Below are 20,182 nucleotides of genomic sequence, written 5' to 3'. Positions count from 1 at the left end.
GGTGACCTTATATGGAGAAGAAAAGACTGAAATCATTAATAGAAGATTTTAAGCATTACGCATTTATTCTGCTTGCAGTCAGCACCTTCATTTATATCGGCGCGGTTCTTCCCGGACAAGGGCTGACTGCGGGCCAGAAAATGCTGATGTTTGTAACGGATTGTGCATTTTTAGCGGGCGCTTATTTCTGCGTTGACCGTTCACTTATTTATAAAAAGAGGCTGGAAGAGGCCGATGAATAAAAAAAGCCATTGTCTTTTGACAATGGCTTTTTCATTTCTTATTCAGACGGGGTTTCGCGTAATTCTTTTCCCATTCCTTTTAAAAACTGAAGCCCGAAGCCGAGCGCGCGGTTAATATCAGGATCACCGACGGCTTTCATCAGTTCAAACATACTGACTTTCCTGTCCTCCTTTAAAAATCTTTGCGCCTGATCTGTCCCGGCCATGGCGCTTTCTAAAAGTCTGCCCATAAATTCGGGATCAGCTTTTGACAGCGCGCCTCCCGCGGCCATCATCGTATTCAGAAGATTGGTGACAGGTTCCCGGGAAATCTGTCCGAGTGCGATTTTGGCAATCTCCTCTTTTGCCTGGAGCATATAGCCGGCGGCATCAAAAATGCCCAAGCCATTCAGCTCTGCCATAATGGACATCGTTTTCGCGACGGCTTCTTCATTTTCTGCGAGAAGCGTCTTCAGTTCTTCCAGTTTTTCAGCTTTCAGCTGTTCCTCTGTTTTCGTTTCTTTTTGAATTTCAGTAATTGGGCTTGCCATAATGTTTCCTCCTTTCCTTAATCAGTTAGGTGCACATAGCCCGGACGGTTCCATTTTCGCTGAGCTTCCACACCGTTTTGCGGATGACGTTTTTTGTTCCGCGGATTCGTTTTCGGAAGCGGCGGTGTATCACAGGAGCCGAGCACTTCCATGCGGACTTTTGTCTGTTTATAGGCAGGTGTATGTGTCCGTGAATCATACGCAGGCCCGGTCAGGAAATTAATCGCAGAATCTTTATCTGTAGAGTTCATCGGCAGATAAAGCTCATTTGCGCGGACACGGTCTGTCACAAGCGCATTCAATTTAACCGCCCCAAAAGGAGAGACGAGCCGGATCATTGTTCCGTCGCAAATTCCGCGTTCAGCCGCGAGCTCCGGCGATACTTCAACAAATACATCCGGCACTTTAGACTGAATGCCCTTCGATTTGTTTGTCATGTTTCCTTCGTGGAAATGTTCAAGCATCCGTCCGTTGTTAATATGCAGGTCATATTCTTCAGGGAATACGGCAGGCTCCACCCAATCGCTCAGCGCAAAACGGGCTTTTTTGTCCGGGAAGTTAAAGCCGTCTTCATAAAGAAGCGGAGTGCTCTCTCCCGTAAAGCTTCCCCACAGGAAGCTGTTCCAACCGCTAAGAACGTCGTAGCTTGCTTTTCCGAACAGCGGAGAAAGGCTCGCCATTTCTGAGAAAATATCGCTTGGATGCGTGTAATTCCAATCAGCGCCTAAACGATTGGCGACTTCCTGAATAATCCACCAGTCCGGTTTAGCATCACCAAGCGTCGGAAGCGCCTGATACAATCTTTGCACACGCCGCTCTGTGTTTGTAAATGTTCCGTCTTTTTCAAGAGATGGAACTGCAGGCAGGATGACATCCGCGTATTGCGCCGTTCTTGAAAGGAAAATATCCTGCACAACAAAGAAATCAAGGCTGGATAAAATGTCATGAACATGGTTGGCGTTTGAATCGACGAGCGCCATATCTTCACCGACAAGATACATGGCTTTCATGTTTCCTTCTTCAATCGCATGGAGCATTTCGATATTATCAAGACCCGGCTTGCCGTCAATTTCAACACCGTAAGCTTTTTCGAATTTAGCGCGTGCCTCATCATCGGTAATATGCTGATACCCCGGAAGCCAGCCTGGAAGAGTTCCCATATCGCAAGCGCCTTGAACGTTGTTATGTCCCCGCAGCGGATAGGCTCCGGCGCCCGGACGGCGGTAGTTTCCTGTGGCAAGCAGCAGATTGGAAATCGCCGCTGATGTATCAGAGCCGCCTGTATTCTGGGTAACGCCCATGCCCCAAAGAACACAAGTGCCGTCTGCATCACGAATCATTTCGGCAATGCGGATGATCGTATCCTGAGAAAGTCCGGTGATGCGCTCCGCATATTCTAATGTATACTTTTTCAGCGTTTCTTTATAATCTTCAAAGTAGTTGACATTCTCATCAATAAACGCTTGATCGTGCCAGCCTTGGTCAATCATATATTTTGTCACTGCCATGAGCCAGACTTGGTCAGTCCCTTGTTTCGGGCTGATAAAGAGGTCGGACCGTTCAGCCATTTCATTTCTGCGCAGATCGGCAACAATTAATTTTTGTCCGTGAAGCTTATGGGCGCGTTTCACGCGTGTGGCCAGAACCGGATGTCCTTCTGCCGGATTGGCGCCGACGATGAGCACGAGGCCCGCTTTTGCGATATCTTTAATTGTGCCGGCGTCACCGCCCATACCGACTGTGCGGAATAAGCCGTCCGTTGCCGGTGACTGGCAGTAGCGTGAACAGTTATCCACGTTGTTGGTTTCAAATACTTGACGCGCTAATTTTTGAATAACGTAGTTGTCTTCATTCGTAATTTTAGAAGAAGAAATAAAACCGACAGAACCATTTCCGTGTTCGGCCTTGATCGAACCGAGTCTTGAAGCGACAAGATCAAGAGCTTCTTCCCATGACGATTCAACAAATGCGCCGTTTTTCCGGATAAGCGGTTTTGTAATCCGTTCTTCCGAATTCACGAAGTCCCAGCCGAATTTCCCTTTCACACAAGTGGAAATCGCGTTAACCGGAGCATCGGAAACAGGCTGAATTTTAAGGATGTCACGGCCTTTTGTCCATACTTCAAAAGAGCATCCGACGCCGCAGAACGTGCAGACCGTTTTTGTTTTTTTCGTCCGTTTATCGCGCATAGCCGCTTCCACTTCTGACACGGCGAAGATGCTTGTATAGTCGGGTTCAACATTTTTCACTAAATCAATCATCGGTTCCATGACATCTTCTTTTATTCCTGTCATAAATCCGGCTTGGCCGAGCATTGATTTTTCCATCAGTGCGTTACAAGGGCAGACAGTGACACATTGGCCGCAGCTGACGCAGGATGATTCATTAATGGCGACGCCTTCATCCCAAATGACCCGCGGGCGGTCGCGCTCCCAATCAATTGAAAGGGTCTCATTCACCTGAAGGTTTTGACACACTTCCACACATTGACCGCAGGCGATGCATTGGTTCGGATCATAGCGGTAAAACGGGTGAGACATATCAACCGCGCACTTTGAATCATCTTTCGGCGTATACGGATATTTCTGATGCTCAATTCCCATCATTTCCGCTGTATTATGCAGTGTGCAGTTGCCGTTGTTGTTATCGCATACCGTACAGTAAAGCAGGTGATTCTCGAGCAGGCGGTCCATGGCCTCTGTCTGAGCCTCTTTTACCCTTCCCGACGTAAGCGAGATGGACATCCCGTTTTCTGCAGCCGTGGAACAAGAGCGCTGCAATTTCCCGTTTACTTCAACAATACAGGTGTCACATGTTTGAATCGGATCTACTTCCGGTACATGGCATATTTGCGGAATCTCAATTCCGTTATGGTTTAAAATATCTAAAATCTTTGACCCCTCTGGTGCTTCATACTCCGTGCCGTCAATTTTGACACGGATAGACTGAACGTCTGTCACTTCCAATTCCCCTCCATCTTTTAAACTCGAAAAAAAGCCATGCACATAGATACCGGCCTCCTGTCCGGAGAACGGTATAAATACGCATGGCGGAATAGTTCACTAGCAAGTCTTACTAACAGACCAATCCTATTTGTATAAAACGATAGACTCGTAACACGTTTCCTATTACAAATCCATCTTCACTGCTTTTATTATAAGGTGATATTTATTATAATACAATACGAAAGGAAAACTTTAACCAGGTGAAATGTCACAAAGGGGAACCGGGAATGTCTTTCATAGGCTGAAATCGGAGGGGACAATATGTCTAAAAAAATTCATGAATTTAACGATATTATCCGGAAATTGCGTAAAGAATTATTTGGAAAGGGGCCGGAACGAATTCACACCGTTTTTGTGGATAACATGGCGGTATCAACGCTTTACGGCAATCTAAGCGCAAGTGAGCAGTTTATCGCACGCACGCCTGAAGGAAGAGAAATGGTTCATGCAGCGCGGACCAGCTTAATTCAGGAACTGTATTCAAAACAAACGCCTGACGGAATGGAAGAGCTCATCGGAGCAAAGCTCGTGCATCTGTTTTCAGACATCAAGATCGAAGAGAATATTGCGGTGTCTGTATTTGTCTTTGACCGAACCATTGAAGAGCGCCGTGAAGAAATCAAAAGCTGAAAAAAATTCAATTGACACGAAATTGTCACATTTGATATGATATGAACTGCCAGCAGTGGCTTAAGGACGATTTTTTTATGGAATGTGTGCATGATCTGTACATTTTCTATAGCTAATATTTTCATTCTGCTTGATATTGTTGTATGGGTATGCATACAAGTTAGGCAGCATTCAAACCCGTTTTAGACGGGCTGTTTGAATGCTGCCTTTTTTGTTAGGCGTCTTTGGAAACTGCGGGCTGAAATGATAAATGGAGGGGTTATTATGGCTTTTCGTAAACCGGACGAAATAGCGGAGCTTGCGGTCGAATCAGGGGTAAAAAAGGTGCAGTCACCGCTTTCAGCACTGATTGTATTAGGATTTTTGGGAGGAGCGTTTATCGCACTCGGTTATTTGCTTGATATCCGTGTCATCGGCGACCTTCCGAAAGAATGGGGAAGCCTGTCGAGTTTAATCGGGGCGTCCGTGTTTCCCATCGGATTGGTGCTCGTCGTTCTTGCCGGCGCGGAGCTGATTACGGGAAATATGATGTCGGTATCCATGGCGCTGTTTTCCAGAAGAATATCCGCCGGTGCATTAGTGAAAAATTGGGTGATCGTGACGTTGATGAATCTTGTCGGCGCACTGTTTGTCGCTTACTTTTTCGGACATGTTGTCGGATTAACCGAAACAGGACCTTACTTGGAAAAAACGATTGCGGTCGCACAAGGCAAATTGGATATGCCGTTTGGAAAAGTCATTGTTTCGGCGATCGGCTGTAACTGGCTTGTCTGTTTGGCCGTCTGGCTTTCTTTCGGCGCAGAAGACGGAGCCGGAAAAATCGCGGGTATATGGTTTCCGATTATGGCGTTTGTCGCAATTGGTTTTCAGCACGTTGTAGCCAATATGTTTATCATCCCGGCTGCGATTTTTGCAGGCTCTTTTTCGTGGGGTGATCTGATTGGCAATCTCATTCCGGCCTTTATCGGGAATGTAATCGGCGGGGCAGTGTTTGTCGGCCTTATTTATTTTATTGCATATTCAAAAAAAGATCAGAAAAAGCAAGGGATGAAAAGAGTTTCCTGAGGTAAGAAAGATGCCGGAAAACACGGACAATTGAAGCGGAATGCCAGCACATTTTCCGTCCAAATCTTGAAAAAAATGTTTACAAAATGGAAGCTGATGGATATACTTACAAAGTAAGAAAAAAGCAAAGGGAGGTTGAATCACATGACGACGTTAAACGGCAATCAAAATTTACAATTGAACCGATTCAGCCTGTGGAAGAGTTCGTGTCCTTCCTTAACCTCTGCCCGTCAAGCACGTTAATTTCGGAGTATCAGGACATTCGCAGCTCCCCGCAGGGAAAGAAGCTCCGTCTTCTTTTGTCTGCGGATTTAGTCTGCCCGCAGCGCATATGAAGTTTGCTGCGGGTTATTTTCGCTTGTGCGGATATTGAAAGGGGGTGAGCGATAATGACCATTAATCTTTTCTTTTTAACACTGACCATTTCAAAGCGTTTTAAAAGTGCGGAAGAGTATGAACGAGAACAGCAGGTCGAAGAGTTTTATAATGAAGCGAAAGAACGCCAGTTGAAACACTTTTATATGAACTGAACGGACACGAAGGGCCAAAACGGAGGAGAAGGAGGAGATCATCATGTTCAGAATTGAACTGCTGAATCATTACACAATGGAGAAGGACCAGGTTTAGCGAGGATGTTGCTGTCACGTCGCAGACGGCCTGCATACCATGGTAAAGAAAGAAAAATTGGTAAGCGGGTGATAGCATGCAAGGCGGTCAGAACAGAATTCCATCCATCGGACACGGGTATGCGTCAATGCCCCATTCATTTAAACACGGCTACGGCAACCCGTATCGCCGGCAGAGAATGGCGGCGCTTTCCCGGCAGACAAGATATATAGCACCGTATTATTGGTACTAGAGCAGGCGGAAAACCTACGTTTTCCGTCTTTTTTTTATGAAAACAAATATAAATTTCAAATAAATCGAAACGTTCATGAAGAGAAGTGCGTCTAGTTAGTACCTCATACTAATACGAGGTAATATTATTTCTGAATAATAAATCACAGGAATGGAAAAGCGGGTGTTATACAATGTTGCAACATACATCTTCAGCATTAAAACGAATGCGCGCGAAATACTTTGCTGCATCAGAACCGGCAGAGTCAGTCATTCAGCAAATCTTGATGGACATACAGGAATACGACCGCATTTTGGAAATCGGGACCGGAAACGGCTCAATGTTTAAACAAATCATCGGACAGCTTGAAAAGGGCAGTCTTAAAAGCATAGAAACATCGAAACGTAAAATACGGAAAACACAGCGCGCAAACCGTTCGGTTATAAAAGCCGGGCTCGGAAACATTCAGCAGGGGAGGCCTGAAAGCTTACCGTTCCGCGATCGCAGCTTTCATAAAGTTTTCTCATTACATACTGCTGAAACAGTCAGCGATTACAGGACAGCATGTAAAGAAGTGTACCGCGTTCTTCAAATTGACGGATGTTTCTATATGGTTTTGAAACCTTCGCGGATGAGTGAGAAGGATGTGATTCAGGTGCTCTATGATCAGCATTTCAGAGACATTTCAGTTGTCAGCAGAGATTCATTCCATTTTATTACTGCCATTAAATAGAATATTTCTTAGGAAATAAAAAGAGCTGCTTAAGTCACTGCAGCTCTTTTTGTGAAATTGGGCATATTTCCTTATTTTTGGTTATTTCACATCTATTTTATATTAAAAAAAGTTTTTTTCTTATACAATGGTAATCAGATGACCGTACATTTTAAATATTTTGAACAAACGGAATGAACATTCATTCCGCATTTAGAAAGGGGGATGAAATGACAGCTTCAAACAAGGTTGAACTCATTATGAAAGCGTCGCTTACTTTGTTTACAGATAGAGGATTTGACGCCACGACGATTCCGATGATTGCCGCTCAGGCCGATGTCGGAACCGGCACAATCTACCGTTACTTTGACAGTAAAGAGACACTTGTGAACGTACTGTATCAGGAAAGTGCGCAGCGTTTTATGAAAAAAGTCAAAACGGACTTTCAGGGTATCTCTGTAAGAGAAGGGTTTCATCACCTGTTTTATTGTCTGATTGATTTTACGAAGGAAAGTGAGTATGCATTGTTTTTTCTTGAAACGAATAAGGACGCCTACTTTCTGAATGAAACGAGCCGTAAGCTTCTTGATGAAATAACACAGATGCTTGACGTCTTTTTTCAGCGCGGCAAGTCTGAAGGTGTGCTCCGCAATCTGCCGTCCAATGTGCTGATGGCGCTGCTGCTCGGGGCATATCTCAAACTCTATCAGCTTATTCGGACGGGAAGCGTCGAAATAACAAAACCGTTTCTGAAAGAATTGGAACAATGTTCTTGGGATGCCATCAGAACTCATTAACTATTCGCCGAAGGAAGGAAGATCGATATGAAACAGCTAAGCGCTATACCGCAGCCGAAAACATACGGACCTCTGAAAAATCTCCCTCACTTGGAAAAAGAAAAACTGTCACAATCGCTCTGGAAAATTGCCGAAGAATACGGCCCGATCTTTCGTTTTGAATTTCCGAGCTCTGTCGGGGTCTTCGTCTCAGGCCGCGAGCTCGCGGCAGAAGTCTGTGATGAAAAGCGATTTGATAAAAACCTCAGCAAAGCCTTGCTGAAAGTCCGTGAGTTTGGCGGTGACGGACTATTTACGAGCTGGACTCACGAAAAGAATTGGCAGAAAGCGCATCGGATTTTATTGCCGAGCTTCAGCCAGAAGGCGATGAAAGGCTATCATTCAATGATGCTTGATATTGCCATGCAGCTCGTGCAGAAGTGGAGCAGGTTAAATCCGAATGAAGAAATTGACGTCGCTGAAGATATGACGCGCCTGACGCTGGATACAATCGGCCTGTGCGGATTTCATTACCGCTTTAACAGCTTTTACCGCGACACACAGCATCCTTTTATCACAAGTATGCTTCGTGCGCTGCAGGAGGCAATGCGCCAATCACAGAGACACAGCCTGCAGGACAAGCTGATGATCAAAACGAGACATCAGTTCCAGCAGGATATTGAAGTGATGAATGAACTCGTAGACCGGATTATTGCTGAGCGGAGGGAAAATCCGGATGAGAATCTGTCTGACCTTTTAGCATTGATGCTTGAAGCGAAAGATCCTGTAACGGGTGAAAGGCTGGATGATGAAAATATCCGCTATCAAATCATTACCTTTTTGATCGCGGGGCATGAAACCACAAGCGGGCTGCTTTCATTCGCGATTTACTGCCTGCTGAAAAATAAAGATAAATTGAAAAAAGCCATTCAGGAAGCCGAGCGGGTGCTGACGGGAGAGACACCTGAATATAAGCAGATTCAGCAGCTGACATATATCCGCATGGTGCTGAACGAGACTTTACGGCTGTATCCGACTGCCCCGGCATTTTCCCTGTACGCGAAAGAAGATACGGTTCTCGGCGGGAAATATCCGATTGCGAAGGGACAGCCGGTGACGATTCTGACTCCGCAGCTTCACCGGGATAAAAGCGCGTGGGGAGAAGATGCCGAGCTATTCCGTCCGGAAAGGTTCAGCGATCCCGCGGCAATTCCGGCTGATGCGTATAAGCCGTTCGGAAACGGACAGCGCGCATGCATCGGGATGCAGTTTGCCCTGCAGGAAGCGACAATGGTGCTCGGCCTTGTCCTTAAACACTTTGAACTGATTGATCATACTGATTATGAGCTTACGATTAAAGAAGCTTTAACCATTAAGCCCGGTGATTTTAAAATCCGTGTGAAAAACAAGGATGTGTCTAATCAGCAGTCCGCACAAGTCCATAAAGCTGAAGGCGGCGGTCACAAAGAAGAAACGAAAGAAATCCCGTCCCACGGAACGCCGCTTCTCATTCTTTACGGATCAAATTTGGGAACTGCGGAAGGAATCGCGGAAGAGCTGGCTGATATCGGCAGAAGCAAAGGATTTTCAAGTGAAACCGGCCCGCTCGATGATTATGCCGGGAAACTGCCTGTAAAAGGCGCGGTCGTTATTGTGACGGCTTCTTATAACGGGGCGCCGCCTGATAATGCGGCGGGTTTTGTGAAATGGATGGAAACCCTTGAAGATCAGGAATTAAAGGGTGTTTCTTACGCCGTCTTCGGCTGCGGAGACCGCAATTGGGCCGCCACTTACCAGAGGATCCCCCGCCTGATAGACAAAGTGCTTGAAGAAAAAGGGGCAAAACGGCTGACCTCTATCGGAGAGGGCGACAATGCCGATGATTTTGAGTACAGTCAGGAAGCCTGGGAAGACTCATTCTGGAAGGACATCATGAAGGCTTTTCATATAGAGGCCGCTCCAAAACAGACAAACAAATCACAGTTATCAATCGAATACGTAAGTGAAGCAGCCGAGACGCCGATTGCCAAAACGTACAAAGCATTTGAGGCGGAAGTCACCACAAACAAAGAGCTTCATACCGAAAGCAGCAAGCGCTCAGTCCGGCATATTGAGCTGCGTCTCCCCGAAACAGAAACGTATCAGGAAGGAGATCATCTCGGGGTGCTTCCGCAAAACAGCGGGGAACTGATCAGCCGTGTCATTCGCCGATTCGGTCTTGATCCGAACCAGCACTTTAAGATCAAGGGCCGGCAGCTGCCTCATCTGCCGATGGACCGGCCGGTTAATGCGCCGGAGCTTTTGGCGTCCTATGTAGAGCTGCAGGAACCGGCAACGAGAGCCCAGCTTCGCGAACTTGCCGCCCATACCGTGTGCCCGCCGCACCAAAAAGAATTGGAGCATCTTTATTCTGACTATGCGGCATATAAAGAAAACGTGCTGAAAAAACGAATGACCATGCTGGACCTGCTGGAAGATTATCCGGCTTGTGAACTGCCGTTTGAGCGCTTTTTAGAACTTCTGCCGTCCTTAAAGGCGCGCTATTATTCAATCTCAAGCTCACCGAAGGCAAACAAAAGGGAGCTCAGTATCACGGTCGGCGTTGTGACGGCTCCGGCGTGGAGCGGCCGGGGAGAATACAGGGGCGTGGCTTCGAACTATTTAGCCGGATTACAAAATGGCGATTCTGCCGTCTGTTTCATCCGCTCGCCGCAGTCGGGTTTCGCATTGCCTGAAAATACGAAAACGCCTCTCATTATGATCGGAGCAGGCACCGGAATTGCACCGTTCAGGGGATTTATCCAGGCGCGGGCAGCAGAAAAAATGTCCGGTAACAGCCTGGGCGAAGCTCATTTATACTTCGGCTGCAGACATCCTGAAGAAGACGATCTGTACAAAGATGAATTCGACCATGCGGAGAAAAACGGCCTTGTCACCGTGCATCGGGCGTATTCCAGATTAGATCAGGACTGTAAAGTTTACGTACAGGATGTCCTGCTTCGCGAGGCTGCACAGATTATTGCGCTTCTTGACCAAGGCGGCCATCTCTATATATGCGGAGACGGAAGCAAAATGGCTCCGGCTGTCGAAAATGTACTGCTTCAGGCGTATGAAAAGGTGCATAACACTGATTCAAAAGTTTCCTTGAATTGGCTTGAACAGCTGCAGGCGGAAGGAAGATATGCGAAAGATGTTTGGGCAGGTGTGTAACAGAAGCGTAAGGCAATTGAAGATTGTGTTTTAATTGAAGAAAGCCGGCACGATATTTGAAATCTACTGAATCAAAAGGAATAGTTATAGGGAGTATCGTGCCGGCCTTATCTTTAGTATCGGACAAAAGACACAAATCTTTAATGTTTTTATTGATTTACATGCAGGCGGCTATGTCCCTTTTTTCTGAATTCCGCCAGAAATAAAACCGGATAAGACAGCAATAGCAAAACCGAAATAAATGAAATGATACCGATCCAATGAAAATGCGTCCAAAAGAAACCGCCGCAAGACCCGGCCACGCTTGACCCGATATAGTATGCAAGCAGATATAATGAAGAGGCTTGCGCGCGCTGATCACCGGCTGCGCGGCCGACCCAGGCGCTTGCGATCGAATGTGCGCCGAAAAAGCCGAAGGTAAAGACGGCAATCCCCGCGATTTTAAGGGCAAGCTGGGGCAAAAGTGTCACCGCTGCACCGGCCAGCATAACAAAAATCGCAATCTTAATCATTTTTGCACTTCCGAAAAGGTCCGCTTTTTTTCCCATATAGACAGAGCTGAACGTTCCCGCGAGATAGACAATAAAAATAAAACCGATCACAGTCTGTGACAAATGATAAGGAGCCGCCATTAAATGAAAGCCGATATAATTATACAATGTCACAAAACTCCCCATTAATATAAATCCCAGAGATATTAACAAAAGCAGACGTTTGCGGTGTAGAACCGCTCCGTATTCCTTACATGCCGCTTTTACGCCCGCATGCCGCTGAGATGAATGGCGCGGAGCCGGAAGAAAACGCCAAAACAAATAGCTTAATACAATAGAAAGAATGCCGATAATGGCAAGCGCCGGCCGCCAGCCGAATACATCAGTCAGAAGCCCCGTTAACAGCCTGCCGCTCATTCCCCCGATGCTTGTGCCGCTGATATACAGGCCCATCATTTTCCCGAGGCCCTTCGGATCAAACTCCTCGCCTACATATGTCATAGCGACAGCAGGAATGCCTGCCAGAAAAATACCGAGCAGCCCCCTCATCGCCAAAAGCGCCGGAAAAGCCGGACTGAACGCTGTTAATAGACCTAAAACAGAAGTAGCTGTTAACGACAGCACCATTAATTTTTTTCTGCCGAATCCGTCAGACAACGAAGCGGCGGCCAATAATGAAAATGCCAAAACGGCTGTTGAGATGGATAAAGTTAAGCTGGCAGCCGCAGCGGAAATATGAAACTCTTCCGAAAACAAAGGCATAAGCGGCTGTGTCGTGTAAAGCGTGGCAAATGTCACAAAGCCGCTGATAAACAGAGCCAAGCTGGCCTTTCTGTAAGCCTTTGTATGAGGCTGAATAAACGTCATGAATGTCCCTCTTTTCTCACTGTTGGTTATATATGTATCGTACGCTTTTCATTTCAATGTGTCTAATTTATAATAACTATAGAATTAATGCGTGTAGGTTATGAGTAAAGGGGAGAAGGAGAAAATGGAGCTTCATCAAATTGACAACTTCATTGCGGCGGCAACTCATCAGCATTTCACAAATGCGGCAAAAGAAAGAATGATTTCTCAGCCGGCATTAAGCCGATCGATTATCAGGCTCGAAGAAGAATTAGGCGCGCCGTTATTTTACAGAGAGACAAAAGCCGTCCGGCTGACAAGGCACGGAGAGCAGTTCTTAATAAAAGCAAAACAAGCGAGACGAGCTTTAAATGAAGGCGTTGAACAAGTGAAAAAAAATATGAGCCTGGAGCACGGCGAAATATCTGTATCTTTTCTTCATACGCTCGGGCTGCGCTTGATGCCTCAGCTGATTGCCGAATTTAAAAAGCTATACCCAAACGTCACCTTCCGGCTTTATCAAGGCGCAAATGAAACGCTTCGCAAAATGGTGGAAACGGGAGATGCGGATATCTGTCTCAGCTCCCCGCCGCTTCCCAGCGAGCTTTTACAATGGACAGTGCTGGAGAAAGAGCCTCTTTATGCGGTGCTTCCTGAGAACCACCCGCTTGCAGGAAATAAAAGCATTCAAATGAAAGAGATGCAGGACGAGGATTTTGTCGGATTTAAACCGGGATACGGGCTGAGGTATATGTTTGATCTGATGTGCCGGGATTTGAATATACACCCGCATCTCGCATTTGAAGGAGAGGAAGTGTCAACCATATTAGGGCTGACCGCCGCGGGTCTGGGGGCTGCAGTGCTGCCGAAAACCGCGGAGCATTCATACTTTCCGGTCGTTTTTCTCCCGGTTGCAGATTACCAATGCGAACGCACCATAGCGTTAGCCCAGTTAAAAAACCATGCTCTCTCTCCCGCTGCTGAGCGTTTTAAACAGTTTGCACTTGATTATTACAAAGCACGCAACTGAGCGGTCATTTTATTAAAATCGAAGTTGAAAATAAAGCAGAAAGAAATACAGAAAACGGAGGATAACCATGGCGAAAAAAACAGTGAAAACAAATGCTGTTCGTATCATTGAGCAGCAAAACATTCCCTATGAGCTATTAGGTTACAAAACAGAAGGGGGACAGCCCGCAGACGGTCTTTCCGTTTCACAAAAAATCGGATACTCTGCCGAATATGTTTATAAAACCTTAGTGGCATCTGCAGGAACTGATCGTTATTACGTCTTTGTCGTTCCCGTTGCAAAAGAACTGAATCTGAAAAAGGCTGCGAAGGCGGCAGGTGAGAAGAAAATAGAAATGATTGCCATGAAGGACCTTTTGGGAGTGACCGGCTATATACGCGGCGGCTGCTCTCCGATCGGAATGAAAAAAAGGTTTCCGACTTTTATTGATAGATCCGCTGAAACACTGGGGTTTATGATTGTCAGTGCGGGGAAAATCGGAATGCAGCTTAAAGTAGCGCCTCAAGATTTAGCCGAAGCAAGCGGGGCGGTATTTACAGACATTGTATAAATGTCCGGTGGATCTAATGGAATACACGTTTCAAGGGAGAATGATAATGAAAAAAAGATATGAAAACTTGAATGGCGTGAAGAATGAACATGGATTCATGGACATGTGGAAATGGATGAAAGAACGAAGAGAAAAAAGTAAAGATTTAAGCGAGAATATTCCGAAAGCGGTCACAAGGGATGTCCGTGATGTTGCCGTCAATCGGACGGAAACCGCCATAACATGGATCGGCCATTCTTCATTTCTGATCCAAATACAGGGGCTTAACATAATGACCGACCCTGTATGGGCGCGGAGGATGGGTTTTCAAAAACGGCTGACAGAGCCGGGATATGAATTGAGCGAACTGCCTGACATTGATGCCGTGCTCATCTCACATGGGCATTATGACCATCTTGATTTTCCGAGTATAAAAAAACTGAGAGGAAACCCGGATTTTTACGTGGCTGCGGGACTGAAAAAGCTGTTCATCAAAAAAGGCCGCAAAAAGGTTCATGAAATGAATTGGTGGGATCGTTTTGAGATGCGGGGGGTGAATATATCATTTGTTCCGGCCCAGCACTGGACACGGAGAACGCTTTGGGATACCGATACCTCTCATTGGGGAGGCTGGGTCATAGAAAGCGAAAACGGCGAGTCCATCTATTTTGCAGGAGATACAGGCTATTTTGAAGGCTTTAAAGAAATCGGAGAGAGGTTTCGTATTAAGGCGGCCCTGATGCCGATCGGAGCATACGAACCCGAATGGTTTATGAAAGTGTCACATATCAATCCGGAAGACGCCGTGAAAGCGTTTTTGGAGCTGAAGGCTGACAGCTTCATTCCCATGCATTACGGGGCATTCCGGCTTGCTGATGATACAGGCCCGGAAGCATTAAGCAGACTGCACAGCGAGTGGGACCGGCGTGCATTACCTCCTGAAAACCTGAAAGCATTAGCGCTTGGCGAAACATTTTGGCTGTAACAGCAGGTTTTCGCTGCCGACACCAATCGTTTAAAAACGGTTGGTGTTTTGTTGTCAACCAAAGGTGAACAGCCTCAGTATAAAACATGATTTTTCCGGAATCTGCGGTAAAAAACAAAACTTTTTACTCTTTTGTTTCACTATACAATGAAAACGGTTTCGTATGCGTAGTATATTTAACCTATCATAATTGCTCCAGCAGAAACGGACAGGAAGGATAGAAAAACAGATGAAATACATGAATTCAAGACAGAAAAAGATTTTGTATCTGTTGTTATCTGAACCTGATGACTACTTAGTTGTGCAAGATTTCGCAGACAGGGTCCGCTGTTCTGAAAAAACGATCAGGAATGATTTGAAAACGATTGAAGATTTCCTGAATGAACATGCTCAAGCTCAGCTGATCCGCAAACCGGGATTAGGCGTCTATTTACATATATCTGAACAGGAAAGGTCACGGTTAAGCCGGCACATTTATAATGAGCACTTTACATGCAGGCACAAGACCGATGAAGAAAGAATACTTCACATCGCTTATGATTTATTAATGAATTCAAAGCCCGTTTCCGCAAAAGAAATTGCCGCACAGCATTTTGTAAACAGAGCTTCCATTAAAAAGGATATTAGTGCGGTTGAAGAGTGGCTGAAGCGATTTGACCTCATACTGGTTTCTAAACAGCGGCTCGGCTTAAAGATTGAAGGGGACGAAAAAAACAAAAGAAAAGCATTGGCGCGAATTTCAGATTTGATTGATAATGCGGAGTTTACAAGCCAATTTATAAAAAGTAAGTTTTTAAGTCATGAAGCGGACTTTGTGAGAAAAGAAATCAAGTTATTACAAAAAAACCATTCTATCTATTTTACGGATGAAACATTTGAAAGTTTGCTGCTGCATACATTGCTGACCATCCGCCGTATCAAAATGAAACAGCCGGTCGCCATCTCTGCAAGACAGCTGGAGGCGGTAAAAAAGAAGAAAGAATATGAATGGACACTGGCTTGTTTAAAACGGCTTGAGCCGGTATTTGCCATCCGGTTTCCCGAGGAAGAAGCCGTCTATTTAACTTTACATATAATAGGCGGGAAAGTCCGCTATCCATTGCAGCAAGAAAAGAAGCTTGATCTTGAAGATTCTGAGCTTTCCAAAGTCGTCAGGCATTTGATCAATCGTGTTTCAGAACTGAAAATGCTGGATTTTCACAAAGACCAGGAATTGATCAACGGATTGAACATTCATCTCGATCCGGTGTTGAAGCGGCTGAGCTATGATCTCTCTGTTTCAAACCCCATGCTCCACGATATCAAAAAAATGTACCCTTATTTGTTTCATCTTATCATTGACGTTTTAGAAGACATCAATCAAACATTTGATCTTTATATTCCTGAAGAAGAGGCGGCCTATTTGACGCTGCATTTTCAGGCAGCGATCGAACGGCTGCGCCGAAGCAGTCATAACCCTAAAAGGACGATCATCGTCTGCCATATGGGCATTGGCATGTCGCAATTGCTGCGGACTAAAATTGAACGCAAATTTCATCACATTACGATAAAAGACTGTATCGCAAAAGCGGAGCTGACAGAGTATATCAAAAAGCATAAAGATATAGATTTCGTCATTTCTACGATAGAGCTTGGAAATGTAACGATCCCTCATATCGTCGTATCACCGCTTTTGGAGCCTGCTGATGAAAAGAAGCTCAGCGCATTTATGCAACAGCTTGATACATCATACCGCCGGGAGCAAAAAACGTTTAAAATGCTGAATGATACGACTCCGTTTCTCGTTTTTTTACAGCAAGAGACAGAGCACCGTTATCAGGTCATTGAACAGCTGGCGCAGGCTTTGTATGAAAAAGGCTATGTAGAAAAAGAGTATGGCATTCATGCAGTAATGAGAGAAAAAATGTCGGCGACAAATATCGGGGCGGGTATTGCCATCCCTCACGCGAACTCTAAATATATCAAACAATCAGCCATTGCAATCGCCACCTTAAAAGAGCCCATTGAGTGGGGGACGGAAAAGGTGTCGCTTGTATTTATGCTTGCCGTCAAACACGAAGATCAAAACAAGGTAAAGCAATTATTCAGTGAGCTTTCCTATCTTAGTGAGCAGCCGGCATTTATTCAAAAACTGACGGAAGAAAAAAATGTGATGACGTTTTTATCGTATTTAAACTATTAAAAGCAGGGAATGGCTCCCTGCTTTTTTTCTGTTTATAGGGAAAAATGCCGTTATTTCCGGAACTTATGGTAAAAAAACGCGCTTATCACAGGCTGATTTCAGTATAAAGTTGAGACAAGATCTTGAAATTCAGACTGCAAAGGAGGATTTATATGAAACTGTTAGCGATTACATCATGTCCGAACGGCATTGCCCATACGTATATGGCTGCTGAAAATTTACAAAAAGCAGCCGGCAGATTAGGCGTTGAGATCAAAGTGGAAACCCAGGGCGGAATCGGGGTGGAAAATAGGCTGACCGAAGAGGAAATCCGGGAAGCAGACGCAATCATTATCGCGGCGGACCGTTCGGTGAACAAAGACCGATTCGCGGGAAAAAAGCTGCTGGCCGTCGGGGTTCAGGAAGGCATCCGCAAACCGGAAGAATTAATTCAAAAAGCGCTTAGCGGTGAAGTGCCGGTCTATCAATCTGCTTCAAAAGCTCAAACCGCAAGTCAGCAGGGCAAAAAACAAAACCCGATTTACCGTCATTTAATGAACGGCGTTTCTTTTATGGTTCCTTTCATTGTCGTCGGCGGATTATTGATAGCGGTTGCATTGACGCTTGGAGGAGAAAAAACACCAAAGGGCTTAGTCATTCCGGATGCGTCTTTTTGGAAAACGATTGAACAGATCGGCAGCGCTTCTTTTTCATTCATGATCCCGATTTTAGCCGGGTACATCGCGTTCAGCATCGCCGATAAGCCGGGTCTTGTCCCCGGAATGATCGGCGGATATATTGCGGCATCCGGCAGCTTTTACGACAGTGCGAGCGGCGCAGGATTTCTTGGAGGAATCATTGCGGGATTTTTGGCGGGATATGCGGCGCTTGGAATCAAAAAATGTAAAGTTCCTAAAGCAATACAGCCGATTATGCCGATCATTATTATTCCGGTGTTTGCCTCACTGATCGTCGGTTTGGCGTTTGTATTTCTGATCGGCGCCCCCGTCGCTCATATTTTCGCATCATTAACGGTTTGGCTTGCGGGAATGAAAGGCTCGAGCTCAATTCTCCTGGCATTGATTTTAGGAGCGATGATCTCCTTTGATATGGGAGGACCCGTAAACAAGGTGGCCTTTCTATTCGGATCGGCAATGATCGGAGAAGGAAATTATGAAATTATGGGCCCGATTGCCGTTTCCATTTGTATACCGCCGATAGGGCTTGGGATTGCGACGTTTTTAGGGAAAAGAAAATTCGCCGCCGCAGAAAGAGAAATGGGAAAAGCGTCATTTACGATGGGCCTTTTCGGTATCACGGAAGGAGCCATTCCATTTGCGGCCCAAGATCCCCTTCGTGTGATCCCGAGTATTATGGCGGGTTCTATGACCGGCTCGGTGATAGCGATGATCGGCCATGTGGGGGACAGAGTGGCACACGGCGGCCCCATCGTTGCTGTACTTGGAGCAGTAGATCATGTATTGATGTTTTTTATCGCTGTAACAGCAGGCTCTCTTGTCACCGCTCTGTTGGTTAATGTACTGAAGAAAGATATGGCGAAATCCCCCGCGCCCGGTGAGGTGCTGCCGTCTGCCGCACCAAATGAAGCTGCAGCGGCAAAAGAAACAAAGGAACCATCTCAGGCTGACAGTCGAAAAGCCGGGATGACCGAAATCAAAAAACTGACTGACATTATCAGCACGGACTTGATTGAACCGCATTTATCCGGCGAAACGAGGGATGACATTATCGATGAAATGATCGAGAAATTGTCCCGTAAAGGTATGCTTCTGTCTGACAGCGGATTTAAGCAGGCCATTTTGAGCCGTGAACAGCAGGGAACCACGGCGATAGGTATGAATATCGCCATTCCGCACGGAAAGTCTGATGCCGTCAGAACGCCGGGTGTCGCATTCGGAATAAGACGTTCGGGTGTTGACTGGAACAGCCTTGATGGTTCTGATGCAAAACTGATTTTTATGATTGCCGTACCGAAGGAAAGCGGCGGAAATCAGCATCTGAAAATATTGCAGATGTTATCCCGAAAACTGATGGATGACAGCTATCGGGAAAGGCTGCTCTCCGTTCAGACAAAAGAAGAGGCGTATGAGCTTCTGGAAGAAATCGAATAAAGCGGGGGATGATCATGTCAACTGAACCGATATTTTTCAATCCGGTTTTCAAAGAAAGAATTTGGGGAGGCGCCGCCCTGCGTGATTTTCACTATAATATTCCGTCCGAGCGGACAGGGGAGTGCTGGGCCTTTGCCGCTCATCAAAATGGACAGAGCACAGTTCGAAACGGCATGTATAAAGGATGTACGCTCGGTGAATTGTGGGAGCATCACAGAGATTTATTCGGAAACCTTGAAGGAGACCGTTTTCCTCTTCTTACAAAAATTTTGGATGCGGACCAAGATCTGTCCGTTCAGGTGCATCCGAATGATGACTTTGCCAAAATGCATGAAAACGGGGAACTTGGAAAAACCGAATGCTGGTATATCATTGATTGTGAAAAAGATGCGGAGATCATTTTCGGCCACAACGCAACAACAAAAGAAGAACTGATATCCATGATTGAGCGCGGAGAATGGGACGGACTTCTGAACAGAGTTAAGGTAAAGCCGGGAGATTTCTTCTTTGTCCCAAGCGGCACCGTTCACGCGATTGGAAAGGGCACACTTATTTTAGAGACGCAGCAAAATTCAGATACGACTTACAGATTGTATGATTACGGAAGAAAAGATGCGGACGGCAGGCTGCGCGAGCTCCATTTGGAAAAAAGTATAGAAGTGACAGACGTTCCATCTGTCCGTGAACGGCCGACCGTTCAATATAAACAAACAGATGATCTGCTGGCAGCTGTTTTAATAGAATGTCCTTATTTTTCAGTCGAAAAGTGGGATGTAAAAGGTGAAGTGAATTTATTCCAGAATCATCCCTTCCTTCTTGTCAGCGTGATCGAAGGAGACGGAATAATGATTGCAGGCGGGCATGAACATTCCTTTAGAAAAGGAGATCATATTCTCCTGCCTTCCGGTTTGGGAGAATATAAACTGGCGGGCCATGCAAATTGTATTGTGTCTCATCTGTGATCTTCAAAACCCTTCTCTGGCATCAGAGAAGGGTTTCT

17 protein-coding genes are annotated in these 20,182 nt (G+C 45.8%); 14 read left to right on the top strand and 3 right to left on the bottom strand.

Going from position 1 to position 20,182, the window contains the following annotated elements:
• Positions 1–11 precede the first annotated feature (11 nt).
• Positions 12–242, top strand: coding sequence for a YrhC family protein (locus BAMF_RS33275; protein ID WP_013353003.1), 231 nt, complete (start codon positions 12–14; stop codon positions 240–242).
• A gap of 38 nt (positions 243–280) precedes the next feature.
• Here BAMF_RS33275 and BAMF_RS33270 read toward each other — a convergent pair whose 3' ends face one another.
• Together BAMF_RS33270 and fdhF are read right to left on the bottom strand one after the other, a co-directional pair.
• A complete protein-coding gene (locus BAMF_RS33270) occupies positions 281–772 on the bottom strand; it encodes a helical membrane plugin domain-containing protein (RefSeq protein WP_003152780.1) in 492 nt (163 codons plus the stop codon).
• A gap of 17 nt (positions 773–789) precedes the next feature.
• The gene (fdhF, locus tag BAMF_RS33265) at positions 790–3,732 is read right to left on the bottom strand and encodes a formate dehydrogenase subunit alpha (RefSeq protein WP_088030690.1); all 2,943 of its coding nucleotides are present in this window, start codon (positions 3,730–3,732) and stop codon (positions 790–792) included.
• Between the two features lie 306 nt (positions 3,733–4,038).
• Here fdhF and BAMF_RS33260 point away from each other — a divergent pair, with 306 nt between their 5' ends.
• The 7 genes from BAMF_RS33260 (at position 4,039) to BAMF_RS33235 (ending at position 11,008) form a co-directional block, all read left to right on the top strand.
• Positions 4,039–4,407 carry a Na-translocating system protein MpsC family protein gene (locus BAMF_RS33260; protein WP_003152783.1) on the top strand — a complete coding sequence of 123 codons (369 nt, stop codon included), beginning with the start codon at positions 4,039–4,041 and terminating at the stop codon, positions 4,405–4,407.
• A 264-nt stretch (positions 4,408–4,671) separates the two neighbouring features.
• Positions 4,672–5,472, top strand: coding sequence for a formate/nitrite transporter family protein (locus BAMF_RS33255; RefSeq protein ID WP_013353001.1), 801 nt, complete (start codon positions 4,672–4,674; stop codon positions 5,470–5,472).
• Positions 5,473–5,861: 389 nt separating this feature from the next.
• Positions 5,862–6,002, top strand: a complete 141-nt coding sequence (locus tag BAMF_RS40895) for a YrzI family small protein (protein WP_003152787.1) — start codon at positions 5,862–5,864, stop codon at positions 6,000–6,002.
• A gap of 173 nt (positions 6,003–6,175) precedes the next feature.
• Positions 6,176–6,331: a hypothetical protein gene (locus BAMF_RS41560; protein ID WP_007408227.1), complete on the top strand. Its 156-nt coding sequence runs from the start codon at positions 6,176–6,178 to the stop codon at positions 6,329–6,331.
• Between the two features lie 172 nt (positions 6,332–6,503).
• A complete protein-coding gene (locus BAMF_RS33245; RefSeq protein WP_013352999.1) occupies positions 6,504–7,043 on the top strand; it encodes a class I SAM-dependent methyltransferase in 540 nt (179 codons plus the stop codon).
• Between the two features lie 209 nt (positions 7,044–7,252).
• Positions 7,253–7,819 (top strand): TetR/AcrR family transcriptional regulator, encoded by a 567-nt coding sequence (locus tag BAMF_RS33240; protein ID WP_003152789.1) that lies wholly within the window; start codon positions 7,253–7,255, stop codon positions 7,817–7,819.
• A gap of 27 nt (positions 7,820–7,846) precedes the next feature.
• Positions 7,847–11,008 (top strand): bifunctional cytochrome P450/NADPH--P450 reductase, encoded by a 3,162-nt coding sequence (locus BAMF_RS33235; protein WP_013352998.1) that lies wholly within the window; start codon positions 7,847–7,849, stop codon positions 11,006–11,008.
• Between the two features lie 149 nt (positions 11,009–11,157).
• Here BAMF_RS33235 and BAMF_RS33230 read toward each other — a convergent pair whose 3' ends face one another.
• Complete coding sequence (locus BAMF_RS33230) at positions 11,158–12,366, bottom strand: MFS transporter (protein WP_013352997.1); 1,209 nt, start codon at positions 12,364–12,366, stop codon at positions 11,158–11,160.
• 124 nt (positions 12,367–12,490) lie between these two features.
• On the opposite strand from BAMF_RS33230, the gene BAMF_RS33225 reads away from it, so the two are divergent.
• From BAMF_RS33225 to manA, 6 genes are all read left to right on the top strand, one after another.
• Positions 12,491–13,375 (top strand): LysR family transcriptional regulator, encoded by an 885-nt coding sequence (locus tag BAMF_RS33225; RefSeq protein ID WP_003152795.1) that lies wholly within the window; start codon positions 12,491–12,493, stop codon positions 13,373–13,375.
• A gap of 67 nt (positions 13,376–13,442) precedes the next feature.
• Positions 13,443–13,925, top strand: coding sequence for a Cys-tRNA(Pro) deacylase (ybaK, locus tag BAMF_RS33220; RefSeq protein ID WP_013352996.1), 483 nt, complete (start codon positions 13,443–13,445; stop codon positions 13,923–13,925).
• 46 nt (positions 13,926–13,971) lie between these two features.
• Entirely contained in the window at positions 13,972–14,889 is a 918-nt protein-coding gene (locus tag BAMF_RS33215) for an MBL fold metallo-hydrolase (protein ID WP_013352995.1), read from the top strand.
• 229 nt (positions 14,890–15,118) lie between these two features.
• Positions 15,119–17,071 (top strand): BglG family transcription antiterminator, encoded by a 1,953-nt coding sequence (locus BAMF_RS33210; RefSeq protein WP_013352994.1) that lies wholly within the window; start codon positions 15,119–15,121, stop codon positions 17,069–17,071.
• Between the two features lie 152 nt (positions 17,072–17,223).
• Entirely contained in the window at positions 17,224–19,182 is a 1,959-nt protein-coding gene (locus BAMF_RS33205) for a fructose-specific PTS transporter subunit EIIC (RefSeq protein WP_013352993.1), read from the top strand.
• A 14-nt stretch (positions 19,183–19,196) separates the two neighbouring features.
• On the top strand, positions 19,197–20,144 hold the full coding sequence (gene manA / locus BAMF_RS33200; RefSeq protein WP_013352992.1) for a mannose-6-phosphate isomerase, class I: 948 nt from the start codon (positions 19,197–19,199) through the stop codon (positions 20,142–20,144).
• The last annotated feature ends 38 nt before the right edge of the window (positions 20,145–20,182 follow it).

This window comes from Bacillus amyloliquefaciens DSM 7 = ATCC 23350, from assembly GCF_000196735.1.
GTDB lineage: Bacteria > Bacillota > Bacilli > Bacillales > Bacillaceae > Bacillus > Bacillus amyloliquefaciens.
Note: the sequence above shows the minus strand (reverse complement) of the source record. Positions and strands in the feature narration are given on the sequence as shown.

What these genes read in the sequence shown, in the direction of transcription:
- BAMF_RS33215 (WP_013352995.1), top strand. Translation starts at nt 13,972, where the DNA reads ATGAAAAAAAGATATGAAAACTTGAATGGCGTGAAGAATGAACATGGA.
- BAMF_RS33210 (WP_013352994.1), top strand. Translation starts at nt 15,119, where the DNA reads ATGAAATACATGAATTCAAGACAGAAAAAGATTTTGTATCTGTTGTTA.
- ybaK (WP_013352996.1), top strand. Translation starts at nt 13,443, where the DNA reads ATGGCGAAAAAAACAGTGAAAACAAATGCTGTTCGTATCATTGAGCAG.
- BAMF_RS33255 (WP_013353001.1), top strand. Translation starts at nt 4,672, where the DNA reads ATGGCTTTTCGTAAACCGGACGAAATAGCGGAGCTTGCGGTCGAATCA.
- BAMF_RS33205 (WP_013352993.1), top strand. Translation starts at nt 17,224, where the DNA reads ATGAAACTGTTAGCGATTACATCATGTCCGAACGGCATTGCCCATACG.
- BAMF_RS41560 (WP_007408227.1), top strand. Translation starts at nt 6,176, where the DNA reads ATGCAAGGCGGTCAGAACAGAATTCCATCCATCGGACACGGGTATGCG.
- BAMF_RS33230 (WP_013352997.1), bottom strand. Translation starts at nt 12,366, where the DNA reads ATGACGTTTATTCAGCCTCATACAAAGGCTTACAGAAAGGCCAGCTTG.
- BAMF_RS33235 (WP_013352998.1), top strand. Translation starts at nt 7,847, where the DNA reads ATGAAACAGCTAAGCGCTATACCGCAGCCGAAAACATACGGACCTCTG.
- BAMF_RS40895 (WP_003152787.1), top strand. Translation starts at nt 5,862, where the DNA reads ATGACCATTAATCTTTTCTTTTTAACACTGACCATTTCAAAGCGTTTT.
- BAMF_RS33275 (WP_013353003.1), top strand. Translation starts at nt 12, where the DNA reads ATGGAGAAGAAAAGACTGAAATCATTAATAGAAGATTTTAAGCATTAC.
- manA (WP_013352992.1), top strand. Translation starts at nt 19,197, where the DNA reads ATGTCAACTGAACCGATATTTTTCAATCCGGTTTTCAAAGAAAGAATT.
- BAMF_RS33270 (WP_003152780.1), bottom strand. Translation starts at nt 772, where the DNA reads ATGGCAAGCCCAATTACTGAAATTCAAAAAGAAACGAAAACAGAGGAA.
- BAMF_RS33240 (WP_003152789.1), top strand. Translation starts at nt 7,253, where the DNA reads ATGACAGCTTCAAACAAGGTTGAACTCATTATGAAAGCGTCGCTTACT.
- BAMF_RS33260 (WP_003152783.1), top strand. Translation starts at nt 4,039, where the DNA reads ATGTCTAAAAAAATTCATGAATTTAACGATATTATCCGGAAATTGCGT.
- BAMF_RS33245 (WP_013352999.1), top strand. Translation starts at nt 6,504, where the DNA reads ATGTTGCAACATACATCTTCAGCATTAAAACGAATGCGCGCGAAATAC.
- BAMF_RS33225 (WP_003152795.1), top strand. Translation starts at nt 12,491, where the DNA reads ATGGAGCTTCATCAAATTGACAACTTCATTGCGGCGGCAACTCATCAG.